The sequence below is a fragment of the Actinoplanes flavus genome (assembly GCF_017592555.1).
In the GTDB taxonomy this organism is placed as follows: domain Bacteria; phylum Actinomycetota; class Actinomycetes; order Mycobacteriales; family Micromonosporaceae; genus Actinoplanes; species Actinoplanes flavus.
Genome location: NZ_JAGFNS010000008.1, coordinates 82,671 through 101,467 on the forward strand (window position 1 = coordinate 82,671; position 18,797 = coordinate 101,467).

General features: G+C 71.4%; 18 protein-coding genes. 11 read left to right on the forward strand and 7 right to left on the reverse strand.

From position 1 onward, the window contains the following. Positions 1-77 precede the first annotated feature (77 nt). Positions 78-941, forward strand: a complete 864-nt coding sequence (locus tag J5X75_RS13915) for a helix-turn-helix transcriptional regulator (protein WP_208467783.1) — start codon at positions 78-80, stop codon at positions 939-941. A gap of 114 nt (positions 942-1,055) precedes the next feature. Here the strand turns inward: J5X75_RS13915 and J5X75_RS13920 are convergent, their stop codons facing one another. Continuing rightward, a complete protein-coding gene (locus J5X75_RS13920; RefSeq protein WP_208467784.1) occupies positions 1,056-1,601 on the reverse strand; it encodes a TetR/AcrR family transcriptional regulator in 546 nt (181 codons plus the stop codon). Here J5X75_RS13920 and J5X75_RS44255 point away from each other — a divergent pair. Then, positions 1,600-2,514, forward strand: coding sequence for a zinc-binding dehydrogenase (locus tag J5X75_RS44255; protein WP_208467999.1), 915 nt, complete (start codon positions 1,600-1,602; stop codon positions 2,512-2,514). The genes J5X75_RS13920 and J5X75_RS44255 overlap by 2 nt on opposite strands. Positions 2,515-2,552: 38 nt before the next feature. Here J5X75_RS44255 and J5X75_RS13930 read toward each other — a convergent pair whose 3' ends face one another. Next, positions 2,553-3,521, reverse strand: a complete 969-nt coding sequence (locus J5X75_RS13930; RefSeq protein WP_208467785.1) for an aldo/keto reductase — start codon at positions 3,519-3,521, stop codon at positions 2,553-2,555. A 46-nt stretch (positions 3,522-3,567) separates the two neighbouring features. Further along, complete coding sequence (locus tag J5X75_RS13935) at positions 3,568-4,830, reverse strand: serine/threonine-protein kinase (RefSeq protein WP_372450878.1); 1,263 nt, start codon at positions 4,828-4,830, stop codon at positions 3,568-3,570. 158 nt (positions 4,831-4,988) lie between these two features. Between J5X75_RS13935 and J5X75_RS13940 the strand changes: the two genes are divergently transcribed. Further along, complete coding sequence (locus J5X75_RS13940; protein ID WP_208467787.1) at positions 4,989-6,260, forward strand: vanadium-dependent haloperoxidase; 1,272 nt, start codon at positions 4,989-4,991, stop codon at positions 6,258-6,260. 52 nt (positions 6,261-6,312) lie between these two features. Here J5X75_RS13940 and J5X75_RS13945 read toward each other — a convergent pair whose 3' ends face one another. Next, positions 6,313-7,773: an endo-1,4-beta-xylanase gene (locus J5X75_RS13945; RefSeq protein ID WP_208468000.1), complete on the reverse strand. Its 1,461-nt coding sequence runs from the start codon at positions 7,771-7,773 to the stop codon at positions 6,313-6,315. Positions 7,774-8,120: 347 nt separating this feature from the next. Here J5X75_RS13945 and J5X75_RS13950 point away from each other — a divergent pair, with 347 nt between their 5' ends. Beyond that, positions 8,121-9,383 carry a CE1 family esterase gene (locus tag J5X75_RS13950; protein ID WP_208467788.1) on the forward strand — a complete coding sequence of 421 codons (1,263 nt, stop codon included), beginning with the start codon at positions 8,121-8,123 and terminating at the stop codon, positions 9,381-9,383. Between the two features lie 31 nt (positions 9,384-9,414). Here J5X75_RS13950 and J5X75_RS13955 read toward each other — a convergent pair whose 3' ends face one another. After that, a complete protein-coding gene (locus J5X75_RS13955) occupies positions 9,415-10,125 on the reverse strand; it encodes an SGNH/GDSL hydrolase family protein (RefSeq protein ID WP_208467789.1) in 711 nt (236 codons plus the stop codon). A gap of 144 nt (positions 10,126-10,269) precedes the next feature. Here J5X75_RS13955 and J5X75_RS13960 point away from each other — a divergent pair, with 144 nt between their 5' ends. The 6 genes from J5X75_RS13960 to J5X75_RS13985 all read left to right on the forward strand — a co-directional run bounded on the left by J5X75_RS13960 (position 10,270) and on the right by J5X75_RS13985 (position 14,878). Further along, positions 10,270-10,851: a TetR/AcrR family transcriptional regulator gene (locus J5X75_RS13960; protein ID WP_307798069.1), complete on the forward strand. Its 582-nt coding sequence runs from the start codon at positions 10,270-10,272 to the stop codon at positions 10,849-10,851. 97 nt (positions 10,852-10,948) lie between these two features. Beyond that, the gene (locus J5X75_RS13965) at positions 10,949-11,239 is read left to right on the forward strand and encodes a hypothetical protein (protein WP_208467791.1); all 291 of its coding nucleotides are present in this window, start codon (positions 10,949-10,951) and stop codon (positions 11,237-11,239) included. Between the two features lie 717 nt (positions 11,240-11,956). Further along, positions 11,957-12,820: a helix-turn-helix domain-containing protein gene (locus J5X75_RS13970; protein WP_208467792.1), complete on the forward strand. Its 864-nt coding sequence runs from the start codon at positions 11,957-11,959 to the stop codon at positions 12,818-12,820. A gap of 42 nt (positions 12,821-12,862) precedes the next feature. Beyond that, positions 12,863-13,060, forward strand: coding sequence for a DUF397 domain-containing protein (locus J5X75_RS13975; RefSeq protein WP_307798070.1), 198 nt, complete (start codon positions 12,863-12,865; stop codon positions 13,058-13,060). A gap of 236 nt (positions 13,061-13,296) precedes the next feature. Further along, complete coding sequence (locus J5X75_RS13980; RefSeq protein ID WP_208467794.1) at positions 13,297-14,001, forward strand: L-2-amino-thiazoline-4-carboxylic acid hydrolase; 705 nt, start codon at positions 13,297-13,299, stop codon at positions 13,999-14,001. Between the two features lie 85 nt (positions 14,002-14,086). Further along, positions 14,087-14,878: a hypothetical protein gene (locus J5X75_RS13985; RefSeq protein WP_208467795.1), complete on the forward strand. Its 792-nt coding sequence runs from the start codon at positions 14,087-14,089 to the stop codon at positions 14,876-14,878. A gap of 2 nt (positions 14,879-14,880) precedes the next feature. Here the strand turns inward: J5X75_RS13985 and J5X75_RS13990 are convergent, their stop codons facing one another. Then, on the reverse strand, positions 14,881-16,905 hold the full coding sequence (locus J5X75_RS13990; protein ID WP_208467796.1) for a hypothetical protein: 2,025 nt from the start codon (positions 16,903-16,905) through the stop codon (positions 14,881-14,883). Between the two features lie 340 nt (positions 16,906-17,245). Between J5X75_RS13990 and J5X75_RS13995 the strand changes: the two genes are divergently transcribed. Beyond that, positions 17,246-17,980, forward strand: coding sequence for a VOC family protein (locus tag J5X75_RS13995; RefSeq protein ID WP_208467797.1), 735 nt, complete (start codon positions 17,246-17,248; stop codon positions 17,978-17,980). A 25-nt stretch (positions 17,981-18,005) separates the two neighbouring features. Here J5X75_RS13995 and J5X75_RS14000 read toward each other — a convergent pair whose 3' ends face one another. Beyond that, positions 18,006-18,737, reverse strand: a complete 732-nt coding sequence (locus tag J5X75_RS14000; protein ID WP_208467798.1) for a class I SAM-dependent methyltransferase — start codon at positions 18,735-18,737, stop codon at positions 18,006-18,008. Positions 18,738-18,797 lie beyond the last annotated feature (60 nt).

Here is an 18,797-nt window from a genome sequence, read left to right on the forward strand (position 1 = left end):
GCCGGCACGGTCGTTCCCGTTTGCCTAGGTCTGCCGGACCTACCTTCGGCGCCGTGGAGCGGGGCAGACTTGCGGTCATGGGCAGCCACCATCCGTACGCTCGTGAGCTCGGCGACTTCCTGCGCGCCCGGCGCGGTCAGCTGCGCCCCCACGACGTCGGCCTGGAGCCGGGTGGCCGGCGCAAGGTCAGCGGGCTGCGGCGCGAGGAATTGTCCCTGCTGGCCGGGCTGAGCACCGACTACTACCAGCGGATGGAACAGGGCCGGGAGGTGCGCCCGTCCGACGATGTCCTGGACGCGCTCGCCGCCGCGCTCGGCCTGGACGCCGAGGAGCGCCGGCACCTGTTCGCGCTGGCCCGCGCCGCCCGCCGGCCGGTGCCCACCCGGGAGGAGCACGAGCCGGAGCGGGTGCCCGACAGCACCCGGCGGCTGCTGCGGGTGATGGACACCCCGGCGGTCGTCCTGGGCCGGCATCTGGATCTGCTCGACGGGAATCCGATGGCCGAGGCACTGCTCGGCGACCCGGACCGCTACCCGCCCGCCCGGCTCAACATGCTGCTGCTGATGTTCGACGACACGCTGACCGGCGAGCGCACGTGCGCGGACTGGGAGCGACAGGCCCTGGACTACATCGGCATGATGCGCGCCGCCGTGGCCACCGATCCCACCCACCCCCGGGCCACCGCGATCATCGGCGAGCTGAGCATCCGCAGCGCCGAGTTCCGGCGGCTGTGGGCACGCCACGACGTCCGCGAGTCGGTCAGCGGCCGCAAGACCTTCCGTGTCCCCCAGGTGGGCGACATCGTCCTGGACTGGGACACCTACCCACTTCCCGGCAGCCCCGGCCCGGTCATGCTGGTCTTCACCGCCGAGCCGGGCAGCGCCGACGCGGACCGGCTGCGGCTGTTGGCGTCACTGCACGCGACTCGGGTCAGCAGGTGAGCACCTCTGCCGCGGAAAGGCACAGGCGCTGTTCACCGGGTTCAGGCGTGCGCGCGGCCTGAGGGGACCATCTCGAGCCGACCATCTGCGAGCCCGCGGAGCGCGACGGCCCCGTCATGACCGGGTGAGCGTGTCCCAGGCGGCCATCGAGCAGTCGATCACCGTTTCCAGGTCGGCGCGGGTCGCCCCGTCACGGGCCTGGACGGACAGTCCCTGCACCACGGTCGTGTAGTAGCGGGCGACGGCGTCGAGGCCGACGGCCGGCTCGGTGAGGTCGCCGTCGGTGACACCGCGGGTCAGCCGGCCCCTGATGGCAGCGTGCTGGTCGCGCCGGAGTTCGGCCAGGAACTCGCGGACCGGCTGGTTCTCCACGGCGCCGGTGGGTGCGGCCAGGACGAGCATGCAGTAGTGCGGGGCGTCCGGACGGGTGATCTCGTCGGCGGTGGCCCGCAGCATGGCGTGGATCGCCGCACGTGCGGTCGGCTGCTCACGCAGCGCTCGCCGCGGCGGCTCGCCCGAGGTCGTTCCGTAGAGCGCCATGACCTGCCGGAACAGGTTCTCCTTGCTGCCGAAGCAGGCGTAGATGCTCGCCGAGGCGATGCCCATGGCCTGGGCGAGGTCGCTGAGCGAGGTCCCCTCGTAGCCGCGGTCCCAGAGCATTCGTGTCACCGCCGCCGGCGTCAACTTCGCCGACGTCTTCCAGGCCCACGGCACGTTCCCCGGTGGACCGCGACCGCCGTATGTGGCCGGTATCGAGGCCGCCGGTGAAGTGACCGCCCTCGGCCCGGGTGTGACCGCCCCGCCGCCCGGCACACCGGTCGTCGGCGTGAACGTCACCGGCGGCGCCTTCGCCGCGTACATGGTGCTGCCGGCTGCCGCGGCGGTCCCCGTACCGGATGGCTGGACCGGCGAACAGGCGCTGGGCATGATGGTCAACTGGCCGACCGCCCTTGCCGCCCTCAAGCCACTGGGCGGCATCACCGCGGGCCAGACCGTGCTCATCCACGCCGCCGCGGGCGCGACGGGTCAGGCCGCGGTGAGGATGGCCAGACACTACGGCGCCACCGTCATCGCCGCGGCTTCGCCCGGCAAACACGAGATCGTACGGACGATCGGCGCCGACCACATCGTCGACTCCCGCAGCCCCGGCCTCGCCGCCGAGGTCCTGCGGTTGACCGACGGCACCGGCGCCGACCTGGTCCTGGAGTCCGTCGGCGGCGACACGCTGCACGCCAGTCTCGCCGCCGCCAAGCGGGTGACCGGGCGGGTCGTCGTCCTCGGCCTGGCCGGCGGCGAGGCGTCGATCAGCAACCGGGATCTGATCTACCGGCACCAGGTCCACGTCATCGGCCTCAACATCGGCGTCCTCATCCAGGCCGCGCCGCACGTCTTCGGCGAGGTCATGAGCGAGATGTTCACACTCATCGCGGCCGGGGTCCTCGAACCCGGCCGGCCCACCGGTCATGACCTGGCCGACGGGCCGAAGGTTCTCGCTGAGCTGGAAGGGCGTGCCACCGTCGGCAAGCTCGCGCTGCACCCCCGGGGACCGGCCGCCCACTTCCCGCTGCCGTAACCGTCGGCCCACCGCGCGGCCGCGAACCGGTGGGACCGTCAGCGCCGTGCGTACGGGTCGGCCCAGGCCGAGTGGTCCGCCTCGTCGAGCCGGCGCACCTGGTCGGCGTCCAGCTTCCGGGCCACCCCGTCGAAGGCGCTGTCCAGCTGGTGAATCTTGCTCCCGCCCAGCATGGGGCGGATGCCGCGGCTCAGCAGCCAGGCCAGGACCACCTGGCCGCGGGTCGCGCCGGACTCGGTGGCCACCTCGTCGAGGACCTTGAGGCGGGCGGTGTTGCCCGGGTGGTCGTACACCTCGGGGATGGGCTTGGCCGGGTTGTCGTAGGCGCCGGTCAGCAGCGGGGTGTACGCCCACAGGTCGAGGTCGTGCTCGGCGGCGTAGTCGGCCTGCTCGTCACTGAGCACTCCGAAGCGGTGCACCACACCGGGTGGCAGCGTGCCGGGGCGCGGGCGCAGGTAGGTGGCGTTGAGTTGCAGGGCGTCGAAGGGCCGCGATCCGATCGTACGGGCGTGTGCGCGGCCGCGTTCGACCCGCCAGGTGGGGTGGTTGGAGAAGCCGAACCGGTCGGCGGCCAGGCCGGCGAGCGCGTCGACGGTGTCCTCGATGGGCACCGACCGGTCCTCCTGGTGCAGCCACAACAGGTCGACCCGGTCGATGCCGAGCCGGTCGAGGCTGCCGGCGAACGCCTGCCGCACCGCGGCCGGCGAGAGTCCCGCACGGCCTTGCGGCCAGGAGCCCGGGTCCAGCGGCTCGGCGCCCAGTTTGGTGGCGATCCGAACCCGGTCGCGGACCCCGGGGCGGGCGGCGAGCCAGCGGCCGAGGACCCGCTCGCTGTCGCCTCCGCGCCCGGTGCCGGCGGCCCAGAACGCGTAGCAGTCGGCGGTGTCGATCCAGACTCCACCACGCTCGACGAACCGGTCCAGCAGCGCGAAGGACATCTGCTCATCGATGGTGGTTCCGAACATCATCGCCCCGAGCACGAGCGGGGACTGCGTCGCTTCGATCATGTCGATGACCGTGCCACCTGGAGCGCGCTCCAGGTCAAGCCGGCTCTCACGTCTTGTTCTTGACCTTGGCCTTGGGTTTGGCCTTCTTCTTGGGTTTGTCCTCGGCCTTCTCCCCCGGTCCACCGGCCTTCGGTACGGGCGCGGCCTTCACCGGTGGCCCGGCGTCCCGGATCTGCCGGACGGCCGGCGGGGTCGGCTGCGATGGCGTGGACGCCTCCGGGGATGTCGACGGCGTCGCCCGGCAGCCGGTTCCGCCGACCGTGGAGGAGGCAGGCGCCGCGGTGGCGTCCCGGTGCGGTGTCTCGGCGGGGCAGGCGTTCACCTGGCGCCCGGCGGCGGCCGGCGCCGGAGGGTGATCGAAGTCGGCTGTCCAGGCCACCAGACCGCCGGTGGCCAGGACGGCGGCGGCGCCGGCCGCGACGAGGATCCGGCGTCTCCCGGGGACGGTGGCCGTACCCGCCGCGGCAACGGCGAAGACGGGAGGGGCCGGTGGGAGCCCCGCGACCCGGCCCAGGATCTCGGCCGCCTCGGCGGAGCTGGGACGTTCACCCGGTTCCTTCACGAGGCAGCGCCGGACCAGGCGGGACACCTCGGCCGGCAGTCCGGGCACCGGGGGCAGCGGGGCCGGCTCGGCGTAGTAGTGGGCCTTGAGCATCTGGGTGGTGGTGGCGGCCTCCCACGGCATCCGCCCGGCCAGGCTGAGGTAGAGCAGCAGGCCGAGGGCGTACACGTCGGCCGCCGGGCGCACCGGGCCACCGTCGATACGTTCCGGCGCCAGGTAGGCCGGGGTTCCCAGCAGTTGGCCGTCTGCTCCGTCCGTCTCGCCGATCGCGGCCGAGATCCCGAAGTCGACCAGCTTCACCCCCGACGAGCTCACCATCACGTTGCCCGGTTTGACGTCGCGGTGCACGATGCCTCGCGCGTGTGCCGCGGTCAGGGCGGCCGCGACCTGGGCGCAGATCAGGACGGCCAGCCGCCACGGGATGCGATTGCCGCTGAGCAGGTCGGCCATCGTGCGGCCCTCGACGAGTTCCATCACCACATAGGGCAGGACCGTGTCGCGGTACGTCGCCTCGCCGTAGTCGTACACCTCGACGACCGTGGCATGCCGCAGGCCCGCCGCGGCCCGGGCCTCGGCGAGGATCCGGTGCGTCACGTCCGGGTCGGCGGCCAGCCGCGCGGACAGCACCTTGACGGCGACCTCGCGGCCCAGCAGGTCGTCGTCGGCGCGCCACACCACGGACATGCCGCCATGACCCAGTCGCTCACGAAGCCGATACCGCCCGTCGATCACCACACCGCTCTCCACGACGTGTCTCGGTGCCCACAAACAGCGCGGTCCAACCGGCGTAGGGGATCTCTTCTGCGCGGTGGGGGTATTTCTGTCCGAAGGCTGCTTTTGCATCGGCAAGCTTCGATTTTCGTGGTGTCGTGGACCGACATCCGATTCAGCCGACGGGGGATCCCATGGCACATCGTGTTCGTTTCGGCAGACTTCTCGGCGCGGCGGTGGTGGCGGCGCTCGGCCTGACCACGCTGACGCCGACCGCGGCGTCGGCACGGCCGGCCGCCCCACCGAACGCCGTCCTCACCTGGAACATCCACGCCCAGACCGCCATCTTCGAGGTGGCCCGGCAGTCACCCACCGCGGGGGCCCGCAGCTTCGCCATGGTGCAGGGCGCCGTCTACGACGCGGTCAACGCGATAGCCGGGACGCCGTACGAGCCGTATCTGGTCGCTCCGCCCGCCCACCGCCGCGACTCGGTTCCCGCCGCCGTGGCCGCCGCGGCCCACCGCGTACTCCTCTCCCTCTTCCCGGCCCAGGCCGACGCGCTGCGCGCACGGTACGACGAGGCGCTCGCCGCGATCCCCGATGGCCGCGCCGAACGCGGCGGGATCAGGGTCGGCGAGGCGGCGGCCGCGGCCATGATCGCGGCCCGTCGCGACGACGGCGCGTTCTCCGACGTCACCTGGCCGGTCGGCACCGCCCCCGGCGCGTACCGGCTGACTCCGCCCGGATTCGTCCAGGCCGGCGCCTGGTACGCCTTCCTCAAGCCGTTCGCCGTCGAGAACCCGGCCGTCTACCGGGTGCCCGGACCGCCACCGCTGGCCGGCGCGGACTACGCACGCCAGCTGAACGAGGTCCAAGCGCTGGGCTCGGCCACCAGCACCACCCGCACGACGGACCAGACCGAAGCGGCGAAGTGGTGGGACGACCTCCGGCAGGTGGAGTGGTACATCAAGCGCGACCTCGCCACCGACCACGGGCTGAGCCAGCTGGAGACGGCGCGCATGCTGGCGATGGTCGACGTCTCCACCGCCGACGCGCTGATCTCCTGCTACCAGCAGAAGCGGCACTGGAGCCTCTGGCGGCCGGTGACCGCGATCCCGCTGGCGGACATCGACGGCAACCCGGCCACCGTCGCCGACCCGGCCTGGACGCCGTTGCGGGTCACCGCGCCGTCGCCGGAGTGGCCGTCCGGGCACGCCTGCTACACCTCATCGATCATGACCGCCCTGCGGAAGTACTTCGGCCGCGACGATCTGTCGTTCAGCGCCTACAGCGCCGAATCCGGCACCACCCGGCATTTCGGCAGCCTCTCCTCGGCCCGGGCCGAACTGATCGAGGCCCGGATCTGGGCCGGTGTGCATTACCGCGGCGCGACCGTGCACGGTGACCGTCTCGGTGAGAAGGTCACGCGCGAGGTCCTCGCCAAGGAGTTCGGTCGCCGCCACTGACCGGTCGACGGTCCGGGCCGGGGCTCCCCCGGCCCGGACCGTCACCGGCCGCTCAGCTCAGGCTGAATCGCTGGTTGGCCTGGCCGTTGCAGTCGTAGAGCTGGACCTGCTGGCCGTTGCCGGTGCCCCACACGTCCAGGCAGCGCCCGGACTGCACGCCGGTGATGGTGCCGTTGGTGTTGACGTTCCACTGCTGGTTGGCCTGCCCGTTGCAGGCGTAGATCTGCACGGCCGCGCCGTTGCCGGAACCGGCGGCGTCCAGGCACCTGGTGCCGTACACGGTCAGTTGCCTGCTCGACGTGAGGGTCCAGGTCTGGTTGGCCTGGCCGTTGCAGTCGTAGAGCTGCACCCGGGTGCCGTTGGTCTGTGACGCGCCCGGCACGTCGACGCACCGGCCGGACTGGGCGCCGACGATCCGCGTGCCGGTGCCCGGAGTGGCCGAGGACGACGGGCCGGGCGAGGACGGCGTCGGGCCGGCGCCGTTGAGGGCGTTGAGCACCGAGGTGTATGCGGACTTCTTGTTGCCGTTGCCGTCGAACAGCAGCGGGTTCTCGCTGGCACGCCAGGAGTCGCTGTCGCGCACGCCCCACACCGTGATGCCGATGCAGCGGGGCACGTTGAGGCAGGCCTGGGTCAGCCCGGCGTACTGGGTGGTCGAGGCGTTGGTGACGTCGACCTCGGTGAGGACCACGTCGACGCCCAGGGCCGCGAAGCTCGACAGGGTGGTCTGGAAGTTGCCGGGCAGCGAGCTGCCGCCGGTGAAGTGGGTCTGCAGGCCCACGCAGTCGATCGGCACCCCACGGGACTTGAAGTCACGGATCATGTTGTAGACGCCCTGCGTCTTGCCGTACGTCCAGTTCTCGATGTTGTAGTCGTTGTAGCAGAGCTTGGTCGAGGAGTCGGCGGCGCGCGCGGTACGGAACGCGACCTCGATCCAGTCGTTGCCGGTGCCCTGCAGGTTCGACTGGCGGCGGCTGCCGTCCTCGTTGAAGGCTTCGTTGACGACGTCCCAGGAGTGCAGCTTGCCGCGGTAGTGGGCCATCACGCCGTTGATGTGGTCGATCATGGCCTGGCGCAGGCTGCTGCCGCTGAGGCTCTGCATCCAGCCTGGCTGTTGTGCGTGCCAGGCGAGGGTGTGGCCGCGGACTCTCATGCCGCGCTGGGTCGCCCAGTTGTAGATCTGGTCGCCGGCGCTGAAATTGAACTGCCCCCGGTTGGGTTGCGTGGCGTCCGGCTTCATCTCGTTCTCGGCGGTCACCATGTTGAACTCGCGGGCGGCGATCGTGGTGTAGGTGGAGTTGCTCAGCCGGCCGGCGGCGATCGCGGTGCCGAAATAGCGGCCGGACTGCGCGGCCGCGGCGCCGAGGGTGCTGGCCGCGGCGTTGGCGTCGGGCATCACCGTCAGGGCGCCGAACGCTCCGACGGCGGCGACGGTGCCGGCGATCAGCGTTCGAAGCCACAGCGATCGGGATCGTATTTCCACGGGAGCTTCCCTTCTCGGGCCGCCGGGCATCACGCACCCGGCGGGCGACGGCATGCGGGTCGAGGATTTCGGTGAGTGCACGAGCCGCGCTCGAAGCGACGGACTTGAATGCGAGCCCATGCTGGCACGGTAACGATCCTGAAACAACAACTCTCGGCGAACTTTCAAAAGTATCGGCGAAGCCTCGCGCTCACCGACGCTCTCTCTTCTCAGAGCAGGACGAGCCAGGCAAACTTTTATCCGCAAATCTGTTATGCCGACGTACCCGACATGGTCGCGGATCGCCTTCGTTGAAAATTTCGAAGGTCATCCGTAACATCCGAAACACTGTGGCATTGACACAAGTGGATGCTCGGGTGCGACCTTCGGAGGCTTCCATGGCACCGGGAAGAGCAAGGAACCGCGGCGTGCTCGGCACCGCCGTCGCCGCCGCGACATTGTTGATCGCCGCGGGGACGGCAGTCCTCGCCGGCGCGACACCCTCGGCCGGCGCCGCCACGGCGGGATGCGGAAAGGCGCCGACGCTACGGGACGGCACCTACACGATCCAGAGCGGCGGCCAGGCCCGGACGTACATCCTGCGACTGCCGGGCAACTACACCAGTAGCCAGTCCTACCGCCTCGTCGTCGGGCTGCACTGGCTCAACGGCAGCGCCGGCGACGTGGTCGCCAACGGGTTCTACGGCCTGCAGCAACGGTCCGGCAACAGCGCGATCTTCGTGGCGCCTCAGGGCCTGGACGCCGGCTGGGCCAACACCGGCGGCCGTGACGTGACGCTGGTCGACGACATCCTGCGGGTGGTCGAGAACGACCTGTGTGTCGACACGTCGCAGCGGTTCGCGCTGGGATTCAGCTATGGCGGCGCGATGAGCTACGCCCTCGCCTGCGCCCGGCCGGCCGTGTTCCGGGCGGTCGCGCCGATCGCCGGCGCCAACCTCAGCGGATGCTCCTCGACCTCCCAGCCGGTCGCCTACTTCGGCATCCACGGCATCCGGGACAGCGTCCTGAACATCTCGAACGGCCGCAGCCTGCGGGACTCCTTCGTCCGCGCGAACGGCTGCACGGCGCAGAACCCGCCGGAGCCGGCGCAGGGCAGCGGAACACACATCACCACCGCGTACGCGGGATGCCGGCCCGGATATCCGGTCCAGTGGGCCGCGTTCGACGGCGACCATGTGCCCCTTCCGGTCGACCGCAACGCCGCGACCTCCTGGGTGTCCGGCGAGGTGTGGCAGTTCTTCAGCCAGTTCGGCGGCACGACCACGCCGTCGAGCTCACCGCCGGGCCCCTCCCCGTCCTCCCCGTCCTCGCCGGGCGGCATGGCGTGCCGGGCCACGGCCACCGTCAACGCCTGGAACAACGGGCTGACCGCGAACCTCACCGTCACCAACACCGGCTCTTCCAGCATCAACGGCTGGACCGTCACCTTCAGCCTGCCCTCGGGTCAGACCATCACCGGCGGCTGGAACGCCACCTACGCGCCCACGTCCGGGCGGGTGACCGCGGGCAACGTCGGCTACAACGCGGTCCTGGCGCCCGGCGCCTCCGTCAGCTTCGGGTTCCAGGCCACGCACACCGGCGACAGCGGAGCACCGACCGGGTACGCGCTCAACGGTTCCACCTGCGCCAACGGCACCTGACCCGGGCCCCGGCCCTGGAGGCGCCGGCCGGTCAGTCGGACAGCCGTGGGGCCGGGACGAAGCGGGCGGCGAGGTCCTGGGCCCAGAGCCGGTATCCGAGGGCGGACGGGTGGAAGCGGTCGGCGCCGAAGAACTCCGGCGGCGGCGTCCCGTCCGGCGGAGCGAGGTAGGTGGTTCGCTCCGGATCGCGTTCGCACACCTGCTGGGAGACCGCGTTCAGAGCGTCGGCGCGTTCGCCCAGGTAGCGGGCGAGCGTGGCCGGGATGGCGGGGAACCGGGCGAACGGCGGGATCCCGGCGACCGCCACCCGGCCGGCGCGGTCGGCGAGGTCGGTGAGGATGCCGCTCAGGTCCTCGCGCCACAGGGCCGGCCCGCGCCGGGCCATCACGTCGTTGGTGCCGGCGAGCAGCACGACCACGTCGAGCTCGTCGCCGAGGCGCGGGACGAGCCGGTAGCGGATGCGCCGGGACGTGGCGCCGAACTGGCCGACCACCTGCCAGTCGACCGGCTGTCCGGTGCGGGCGGCGATCTCCCGCGCGAACGCGGCCGCGAACGCCTCGTCGTCGCCGGTGACACCGCAGCCCACGGCAGTGGAGTCGCCGAGTACCGCCAGGCGCAGGGGTGTGCCCGCCGACCCCGGTGCGGTGCCGCTGACGCCGCCGCCCGGCGCCGAGGCGAGCCCGAGCGTGGAGCGCAGCCACAGGCCCTGGGCTGCGACGACGGGGAACCGGACGGGGTTCACGCGGTCACCTCGGCCGGGTAGCCGGGTCGCTTCACCGAACCGAGGACTTCCACGACGGCCTCCTGTTGACTCGATCCCTCGTATACGCTGCCGTATATGGCGAAGGTAGCGCCTCATATACGGCTGCGTATACGAGAAAGTGGGGTGGGTCACATCAGGTTCGAGACGCGGACGCCACGAGACCGGTGGATCGAAGCGGGACTGGAGGCCCTCGCGGCCGGCGGCCCGGACGCCGTTCGCGTCGAGGCGCTGGCCAAACGGCTCGGCGTCACGAAGGGCGGCTTCTACGGCTTCTTCGCCGACCGGAACGCCCTGCTCACGGCCATGCTGGACACCTGGGAACGGGAGAGCACCGACGAGGTCCTCGAACGCATCGAACGCAAGGGCGGCGACCCGAAGACCCGGATTACCCGGGCCGGCGTGATGACCTTCTCCAGCCACCGGCTGCTGCCGATCGACCTGGCGATCCGCGACTGGGCCCGCCGGGATCCGGAGGTCGCCGGCCGGCTGCGCCGGGTCGACGGCCAGCGGATGGACCTGCTGCGGCAGTTGATCGGCACGTTCTGCGACGATCCGGAGGAGGTCGAGGCCCGCAGCGTCCTGGCGTTCTGCCTGCTCATCGGCGAACACTTCCTGGCCGCCGACCACGGCGACCACACCCGCTCGCAGGTGCTGCGGCGGGCCGGCGACATCATCCTCGACCGCCACCCGGACGACAGCCGGTGACCTTCCGCCCGGCTGGTGCAGCAGAGGTCGGTTCAACCGGTGCCGAAAGCCGGTGGTTCTCTTCACGCGGCACGGTGAGGGCGGGCACACTCGGGCCATGTCCCAGGAATTCGAGATCATCGGGCCCGCGCCGGTACAGAGGTTCTCGGCGCTGATCCCGTTCAGCCACGGCCTGCGCGTGACCGACGGCGATCAGCCTTCCGTCGAGTTCCGCTTCAAGAACCCGGTGACCCTGGGTGGACGCCCGAGCGTCACGGTCTGGAACGAGGCGACGGGCGCCGCGGTGACCGGTCACGGCGTACGGATGGACGGCGGCGACATCGTGATCCGGTTGCCCGCCGGCCTCGCCGCCGAGATGACGGCCCTGTCCGTCACCATCATCGGCTGACCGGCGACCTCCGGCGCGCCCCGGCCGTGCCGCTCGCCGTCGAGGTGATCGCGGCGGGGCCGGACTGGGCGCATCCGGCGTTGGCGCAGGCCGTTGCGGACCTGTCCGATGCGGATCGGGAGTTCATGGCCGACCCCTTCAACAGCGACGATTTCCGCAACGAGCTCAGCATGCGGACCGCGACGCCGCACCATCACCTCGGGGGGTACGCCGATCCCGTGCAAGGGCCGGTCGAGGTCGCAGCCGGAGCGTGGCCGGGCCGGGGTCGTCCGGTGCCGCGCTCTCCGGCATGGCGGAGCAGGCGACGAACACGCCGAGGACGAAGCCGATCACCAGACAGAGCACGGCCATCCTGGCCAGTGTGGAAAGGTCGGTCCAGACCTTCATCTGGCACCCGCCACGGGTCGCGGGAGACGGTCGTGACGGCTCATAATCTGCTGCATAGTGACGCCTTTCCAGGCCGAGGAGCCGAAGGTGTCTCGGCTGGGCCGATGTGACGGCATCGGCCCAGCGCAATGTTTCCCGGGCGGCGAACGCCCGCTTGTCGAGGCGAGTGACGACCTCACCCTTGGGAACGATCGGAAAAGCCCCGATAACTCGATGGTGCGGTGTAGGTTGGCAATTGCCAACCAGCTGGTGCCAATTTGGCGTTGCCGCGGTTCCTGCCATCTGAAACGACCGGCCGGCCGCCGCAGTGCCGCCGCACGGAGGTGAACTATGGCCGGCGATCCCGGGCCCATGGTCCGCCGACGGCAACTCAGCGCGCTTCTGCACCACTACCGGGTCAAGTCGGGCCTGTCCGCGAAGGACGTCGCCGAGCAGATGTTCGAGGCGCCCTCGAAGATCACTCGCATCGAGAAGGGCCAACGCCTGGCGAGTGTCCGCGACATCGCGGACCTGTCCAGGATCTACCGTCTGCCGGACACGGTCCGGGACCAGTTGATGGATCTCGCCCGTGGCAGCCGGGAACGACAGTGGTGGCAGGTGACGGGCCTCAGCCCCGCCCTGCAGACCCTGATCGGAATGGAGGGATCAGCCCAGTCGATCAGTCAATATGAAGGCGCCGGAATCCCCGGCCTCCTGCAGACACCGGACTACGCTGACGGGATCATGCGCCTCTGGGCGCCGGAACCGGCGAAACGCGCGGAACTCGTCACCATCCGGATGAGACGGCAGGAGATCCTTCGAGCGCATGAGCCACCCGACGTCAGGGTGGTTCTCGACGAGGCCGCCGTGCGACGGGCAGTCGGCGGACGGGAAGTCATGCGCGAGCAACTGCACCACCTCAGCGAGGTGGCCTCGGGCGGGAAGTGTGACGTGCGGATCATCCCGTTCAGTGCGGGTGCGCACTCGGGTCTCACGAACGGCTTCACGATTCTCGAATTCGGGAATCTCACTTCCCTCCCCGATGAGACGCCCATCCCGGGCATCGTCTTCCTCGAACTGAGTGACGGAGACCGATACCTCGATTCGGCCGACGACGTCGCCTACCATCTGGCCCGTTTCGAGCGGGTACGACGGCAGGCGCTCACCACCGAAGAATCCATCGAACTACTCCGGACCGCGGCCGCAGGTCTCTGAGGCCCGATCCGGCATTCCCATGGGAGAAGCGAAATGCAGCACGTGCAATCAGTCGATGTGGACTGGCGCACCTCGACATTCTGCGGCAGCAACACGTGCATCGAGGTGGCGAGGATCGGCGACTCGATCGCGATCCGGGACTCGAAAGATCCGCAGGGTCCCGTTCAGATGTACTCGCGCGACGAGTGGAACGCCTTCCTCGACGGCATCACCGGCGGCGAATTCCGCTCACTGACATAGCCGTCACGACGTGGCGGTAGGCCGCCCGGACCGCGAAGCCGCCGTCCGGGCGGCCGGCGCGATCAGGGCGTAACGCGTGGCCGCTTGACGCGGCGCGGACGACCCCTCTTTAATGGCGGCGTCATCTTGCAGCGCCGGTTGGTGGTGGAGCGCGCTGGTCAACCCCGGACCGCACGGGGCGTCCAGCCATGGCTCGGCGTACCCCGCGTGGTCCTGACCCGAAAGGGACCACCACCATGAGTGACGCCATCACGGCGCGTTCTTCCGGCTCGCCGCAGCCGGACGAGCCACAGTTCGATCCGGCGGAATGGACCCCGATCATCGAGCGGGCGTTCTTCGTACGTCTGCTGGAGCTGCTCGATTCCCGTGCCGCAGCCGTCTGGTCGCGGCCCGTCGACGAGTTGGTGCGGGACCGGCTCGCCGCCCTCGACCCGCGGATCGAACCCCTGGTCGCCAACCCGATGGACGCGGCCAACGCCCGTTTCACGGCGCTGGCCGTCGCGGCGTACGACGTCGTCGAGCCGGCGCTCGGCCCCGCCGAGGCGGCCGCGATCGTGGAGGACTGCCTCAACGGCCCGCTACGCGAGGACATCCTGGCGGGCACGCGCGGCATGCTCGACCACGCCGGCGATCCGTTCGGTGTCCTGGTCGCCGCCAGCAAGGAACGCGAGCAGTCCTACTTCGGCCCGTCGTTCCACTTCGAGCGTCCCGTGGACGATCACGACACGTACGTCCTGGACGTACGTCGCTGCTTCTTCCACGACGTCCTGGTCGCGACCGGCCGTGGCGAGTTGCAGCCGATCCTGTGCCGTTTCGACCTGAACTGGGCCGACGCCATCGATCCGTCGCGGCATCACCTGAGGTTCGTGCGGCCGGTGACGTTCGCCGGCGGCCGCACCTGCCGCATGCTGTTCACCCGCGAGGAGCACCTCCCGGGCTGATGTGACCGGGCTGATGTGACCGGGCTGATGTGACCCGGCTGATGTGATCGAAGAGGCCTGGACCGGTACGGCTACCGTGCCTCCCGTGAAAACCAAAGCGGTGGTTCCGGCCGGCCTCGCCGTGGTGTTCGCGGTCGCCTTCGTGGTGGCCCCGGCGCCACTGGCGGCGCTCCGGCCGGCCGGCGGATTCGCTGACGAGGCGCATCTGGCCGGCCGGCTCCGGGTGGCGTTCGCCGACTACTGGCAGTCCGGTGACGGGCCGCTCTCCGCCGGCATGGCGGGAGTCGTCGACTACTGGCTGCGCTACCACCTGGTCAAGGCGACGGCCGCCGCGCTGCTGTTCGCCGCGCTCGCCGTACTCGGAACGAGGTTGTGGAAGGCGTTCGCCCGGGGCGCCTCCCCGCTCGCGGCGGCCGGTGTCGTGGTGACGATGTCGGCGGTGTTCTCGCTCGCCCTGGTGATGGCGAACGTCCAGGGTGCGGTGTCGCCGCTCGCCTCGCTGCTGCCGATGCTGGTGGACGGCCCCGGCAGCGGTGCGGCCGACGTGACGCTCGCGCAGGTCCGGCAGCAGCTGGCGGCGGGCGGCCGGGCCTCTCCCCCGCTCCAGGTGATGATCGACGACTTCGCCCGGTATCACGTGGCGATGGCGGTGATCGCCGCGCTGGTGGCGGCCGGTCTCGCCGCGTTCGGTGTGGTGCTGTGGCGACGGTTCGCCGGCACGGCGCCGGCCGAGCGGCGGACCCGGCGGGTGCTGGCCTCGTTCGGTGTGCTGACCGGTCTGTTGACGCTGGTCGCCGGTGTGGTCGCGGTGGCCAACACGACGACCGCCGTCGATCCTGCCCCGGCCCTGCTGGCCTTCTTCGAGGGCGGCTGGTGAAACTACGCCCCCGGCAGATCAAGACCTGATCGTACGGCGTCCAGGCGCCCGGCCAGGTCCGGCGCCGCGGCGCGAAGCGCGGTGAGATCGGTACGGGTGTCGAGCAGTCGGGCCCAGCCGACGCCGCGGCCCTGTTCCAGCGTGGCGACGGCGGCGTTCCGGTCGCCGGCGGCGATCGAGCAGGCGCCGGCGTCACCGGCGATACCGTTCGAGGTCGCGAGCGCGTCCTCGGCGCTGTCGCGGCCCAGTCCGCGCCAGGCGAACAGCGGCAGGAGTCGTACCGCCGCGGTGAATCCCCCGGCGGCCTCCGGCCATCGGCCGAGTGAGGCGGCGAAGTCGCCGAGCGTGTCGGCGCATCGCAGGCGGGCCGCTGCCGGCGCGGCGGTGGCTGCCGCGCCCTCGCGGCAGGCCCACAGTGCCCGGTCGGCGTCGGCCCGGGACTGGGAGCGGGCGAAACGGGTACGCAGTGCGGTGCCCAGGTTGCCGAGGACGGTCGGCCGGTCGGGGTGTCCGGCGGGCAGCTCACCGATGACGGATTCGGTGATGGCGACGACCGTGTCCAGATCGGCCGGGTCGCCGGTGTGTTCCGCCCGGCGCAGCAGCGCGCCGGCCAGGTTGGACCGGTAGCGCGCGTGGTTCGGATGGCCGGCCGGTGTCAGGTCGACGGCCGCCTGGCCGACGCTGATCGCCGCGGCGAGGTCGTCCGGATCGCCGGCGGCGGTGAACCGCGTGTGCAGCGCGTTGGCCAGATTCGACAGGTACCTCGGGCGTCCCGGATCCGGAGCTGGCGCCGCGTCGGCGGCCGCCCGTCCGTTGTCGACGGCCGCGTCGAGGTCGTCGCGGTCGCCGAGCCGGTCGAACCGCCCGAGCAGTGCCGTGCTGAGATTCGACAGTGCCTGCGCGCGGTTCGCGTGCCCGTGCGGCATCGTCGACGCGGCGCTGCGGGCGGCGTCGACGGCGGCGTCGAGGTCGGCCCGGTCGCCTCGATCGTGGTAGCGGGTCTGCAGCATGACGGTGAGGTTCGACAGGTGGCCGCCCAGGTCGGGCCGGTCGCCGGGGATGCCGCGCAACGCCCCCCGTACCGCCGTGATGGCCGCGTCCAGATCGGCCGGATCGCCCCGCCTGCCGAATCTGACCTGGAGGGAGCCGGCCAGATTGCCCAGGCACTGGTGACGGTTCGGGTGCCGGCGTGGGCAGCGCGCGACCGCGTCCCGGCCGACGGTGACCGCCTCGTCGATGTCGGCGGGCTCGCCGTACCGTTCGAACCGCAGCCGAAGCGCCAGCCCGAGGTTGGAGAGGTGCGTGACCCGCTCGGGGTCGTGCGGCGAAAACCCGTCGAGCGCGCCCCGGGTCAGTTCGATCGCGTCGGTCAGGTCCGCCGGGTCGCCGTCGCGCAGGAAGCGGGTCTGCAGGCGCGCGGCGAGGTTCGCCGCGTACCGGGACTGTTCCGATCCGGCCGGCGTGCAGGCGACGGCGACCCGCCCGGCGTGGACGGCGTCGTCGAGGTCCTGCCGGTCGGCGCCGCGTTCGAAACGGATCCGGAGTGCCATGCCGAGGTTGTTCAGGACGTCGCCGCGGGGTGACCGTTCGATGTCGATCATTTGCAGCACCTGCCGGTACAGGCTGATCGCGCGGTCGAGTGCCGCCGGGTCGTCGTGTCGCAGGCAGCGGTCGACGAGGTCGTCGGCCTCGTCGCACCAGTCGTCGAGCCCGGTGTCGGCGATCAGATGTTCCGGCACCAGCTCCGGCCATTCGGGGGCGAGCACGCGAAACAGTGGTACGGCGGTCTCCCGCTCCGCGTCGCCGACGCCGTCGGGAAGTGACAGGTACCGGCACCAGTAGAACCAGGCCAGTGCCGCGAGCGGTTCGACGTTCATGGTGCGTTCGCCGGATTCGCCGACCGTGGTGGCGGCCTCCCACAACGCGACGCCCTCGTCGGTGGCCTGCCGGCCGATGAGATGGACCGGGCTGCCGGTGATCGTGTAGAGGGTCACTCTGCGCCGGATCGACGCCAGTAGCTCGTCCACCCTGTCGAAGCTACCGCGTGACGAGGCCGTTCTCGTACGCCCAGACGGCGATGCCGACCCGGTTGCGGGTGCCGAGTTCGCGCTGCATCGCCGCGACCTGCGCCCATCACCCGCTCCGCCGCGCGTCCGTCTGCCCGGCCTGTCGCGGCGGAGCGGGCGTGACCGCCTCCGCCCGGCGGGCCCCGGGTGCATCGGTGCCCTGTGGACTCCGGGCGGTGGCGGCCCCGTGCCGTAGGCTCGCCGCGTGAGAACCGCGGTCGGCGATCCGGCGGAGGGCCGCGGTCGAGGTGCCCGTCGGGAATGCCATTCTCCGTCCGCCGATGTCATGGAGGCGTTGGATGTGAGCACCGACATCCGCTGGGTGGTCGCGGTGATCGACCGCCCGGTCCAGCAACTGCACGAGGCGGCCGGGTTCTGGGCAACGGTGTCCGGCACCACCGCCCGACCGGTGAAGCACGACAGGTTCATCGAGTTGCGGCAGGCGCCGGCTGATGACTGGTTGCTCGTGCAGGGTGTGCTGGACGGGCCGGGAGGCATCCACCTGGACCTCTCGGTGGACGACCCGAAGGCGTTCGTCCGGCGGGCGTCGGCGGCGGGCGCGACGGTGACCGCGGATCACGGCTCCTGGCATGTGCTCGCCTCCCCGTCCGGGTGGGCGTTCTGCGTCGCCGCCTGGAAAGGCGAGCATCGCCGGCCGGCGCCGTTCCGGGAGCCGACGATGCTCAGCCATGTGGATCAGGTGTGCCTGGACCTGTCACCGTCGGACTACGACGCGGAGCTGACCTTCTGGGCGGCGCTGACCGGGTGGCCGGTCGACGTTGCCGGCCGGCCCTGCTGCGCCCGGCTGCGGCCCACCGGCCCGATGCCGATCGGGATCCTCCTGCACCGGCACGATCGGGAACGGCCGGCCGCCGCCCACCTCGACGTCACCGGCTCGGAGGTCTCCGCCGCCCGGGCCTGGCAGGAGCGGCTCGGTGGCGCGCCCGCCGGCGCGGGACCGCACGGAACCGTGCTGCTCGATCCGGCCGGAGCCCCCTACTGCCTCACCTCCTCCGATCGACCGTCCACCACGTGACCACGGTCGCCGCCGCCGGCCTGGTTCACCGCAGCACCAGCAGGTCCAGGGCATCGACGACCGGCCCGGAGCTCGTGCGTGCGGCCTCGGTCAACCGCGCGACGCCGGCCTCGTACGCCTCGTCGCTGATCAGTTGCAACGGCGTGTGCGCCGCCCGCCGGAGCCCGGCGGCCGCCTCCGCCACCGACCGGGCGGTCACCTGCGGAACGGACTCGCAGCCGGCGGGGGTGAACCCGGCGGCGGCGAACGCGGTCTCGACGCCGGCGATGCTCGGGTAACGGTCGAGCACCGCGACCGCTTCCGGGAACCATCGGAACAGGCTGATCGCCTCGTGCCGTCCGGCGAAGGCGGACCGGATCAGCACCGGCGCGCCCGGCTTCAGCACCCGGCGGATCTCCCGGGCCGCCGCCGGCAGGTCCGGGATGTGATGGATCACGGTGGAGAGCCAGATCCCGTCGGCGCTCGCGTCCGCGCACGGGATGTCGTCGGCGGAGCCGGGCAGCACCGGCCGCACCACCGAGCGCTCGCGCATCGCCGCGGCGGGGTCCACCGCCACCACCTCGATCTCCGGCCACCACGCGCGGAACGCCCGCGCCCAGCTGCCGGTCCCGCTGCCCAGGTCGAGCAGGCGTGTTCCGGGTTCCGCCGGGAAATACCGGCCGATCGCCGCCCGCCAGGTGGCGAGGTCGTCCTCGCGCAGGTGCCGAGTCTCCTCGAACGCCGCCGCATCCACACCGTCGTACGCGATCAAGGCCATGCCCCGAGTCCACTCGTCCCATCACCGGCGATCAAGGACAAGTGCACCGATTCACACTCC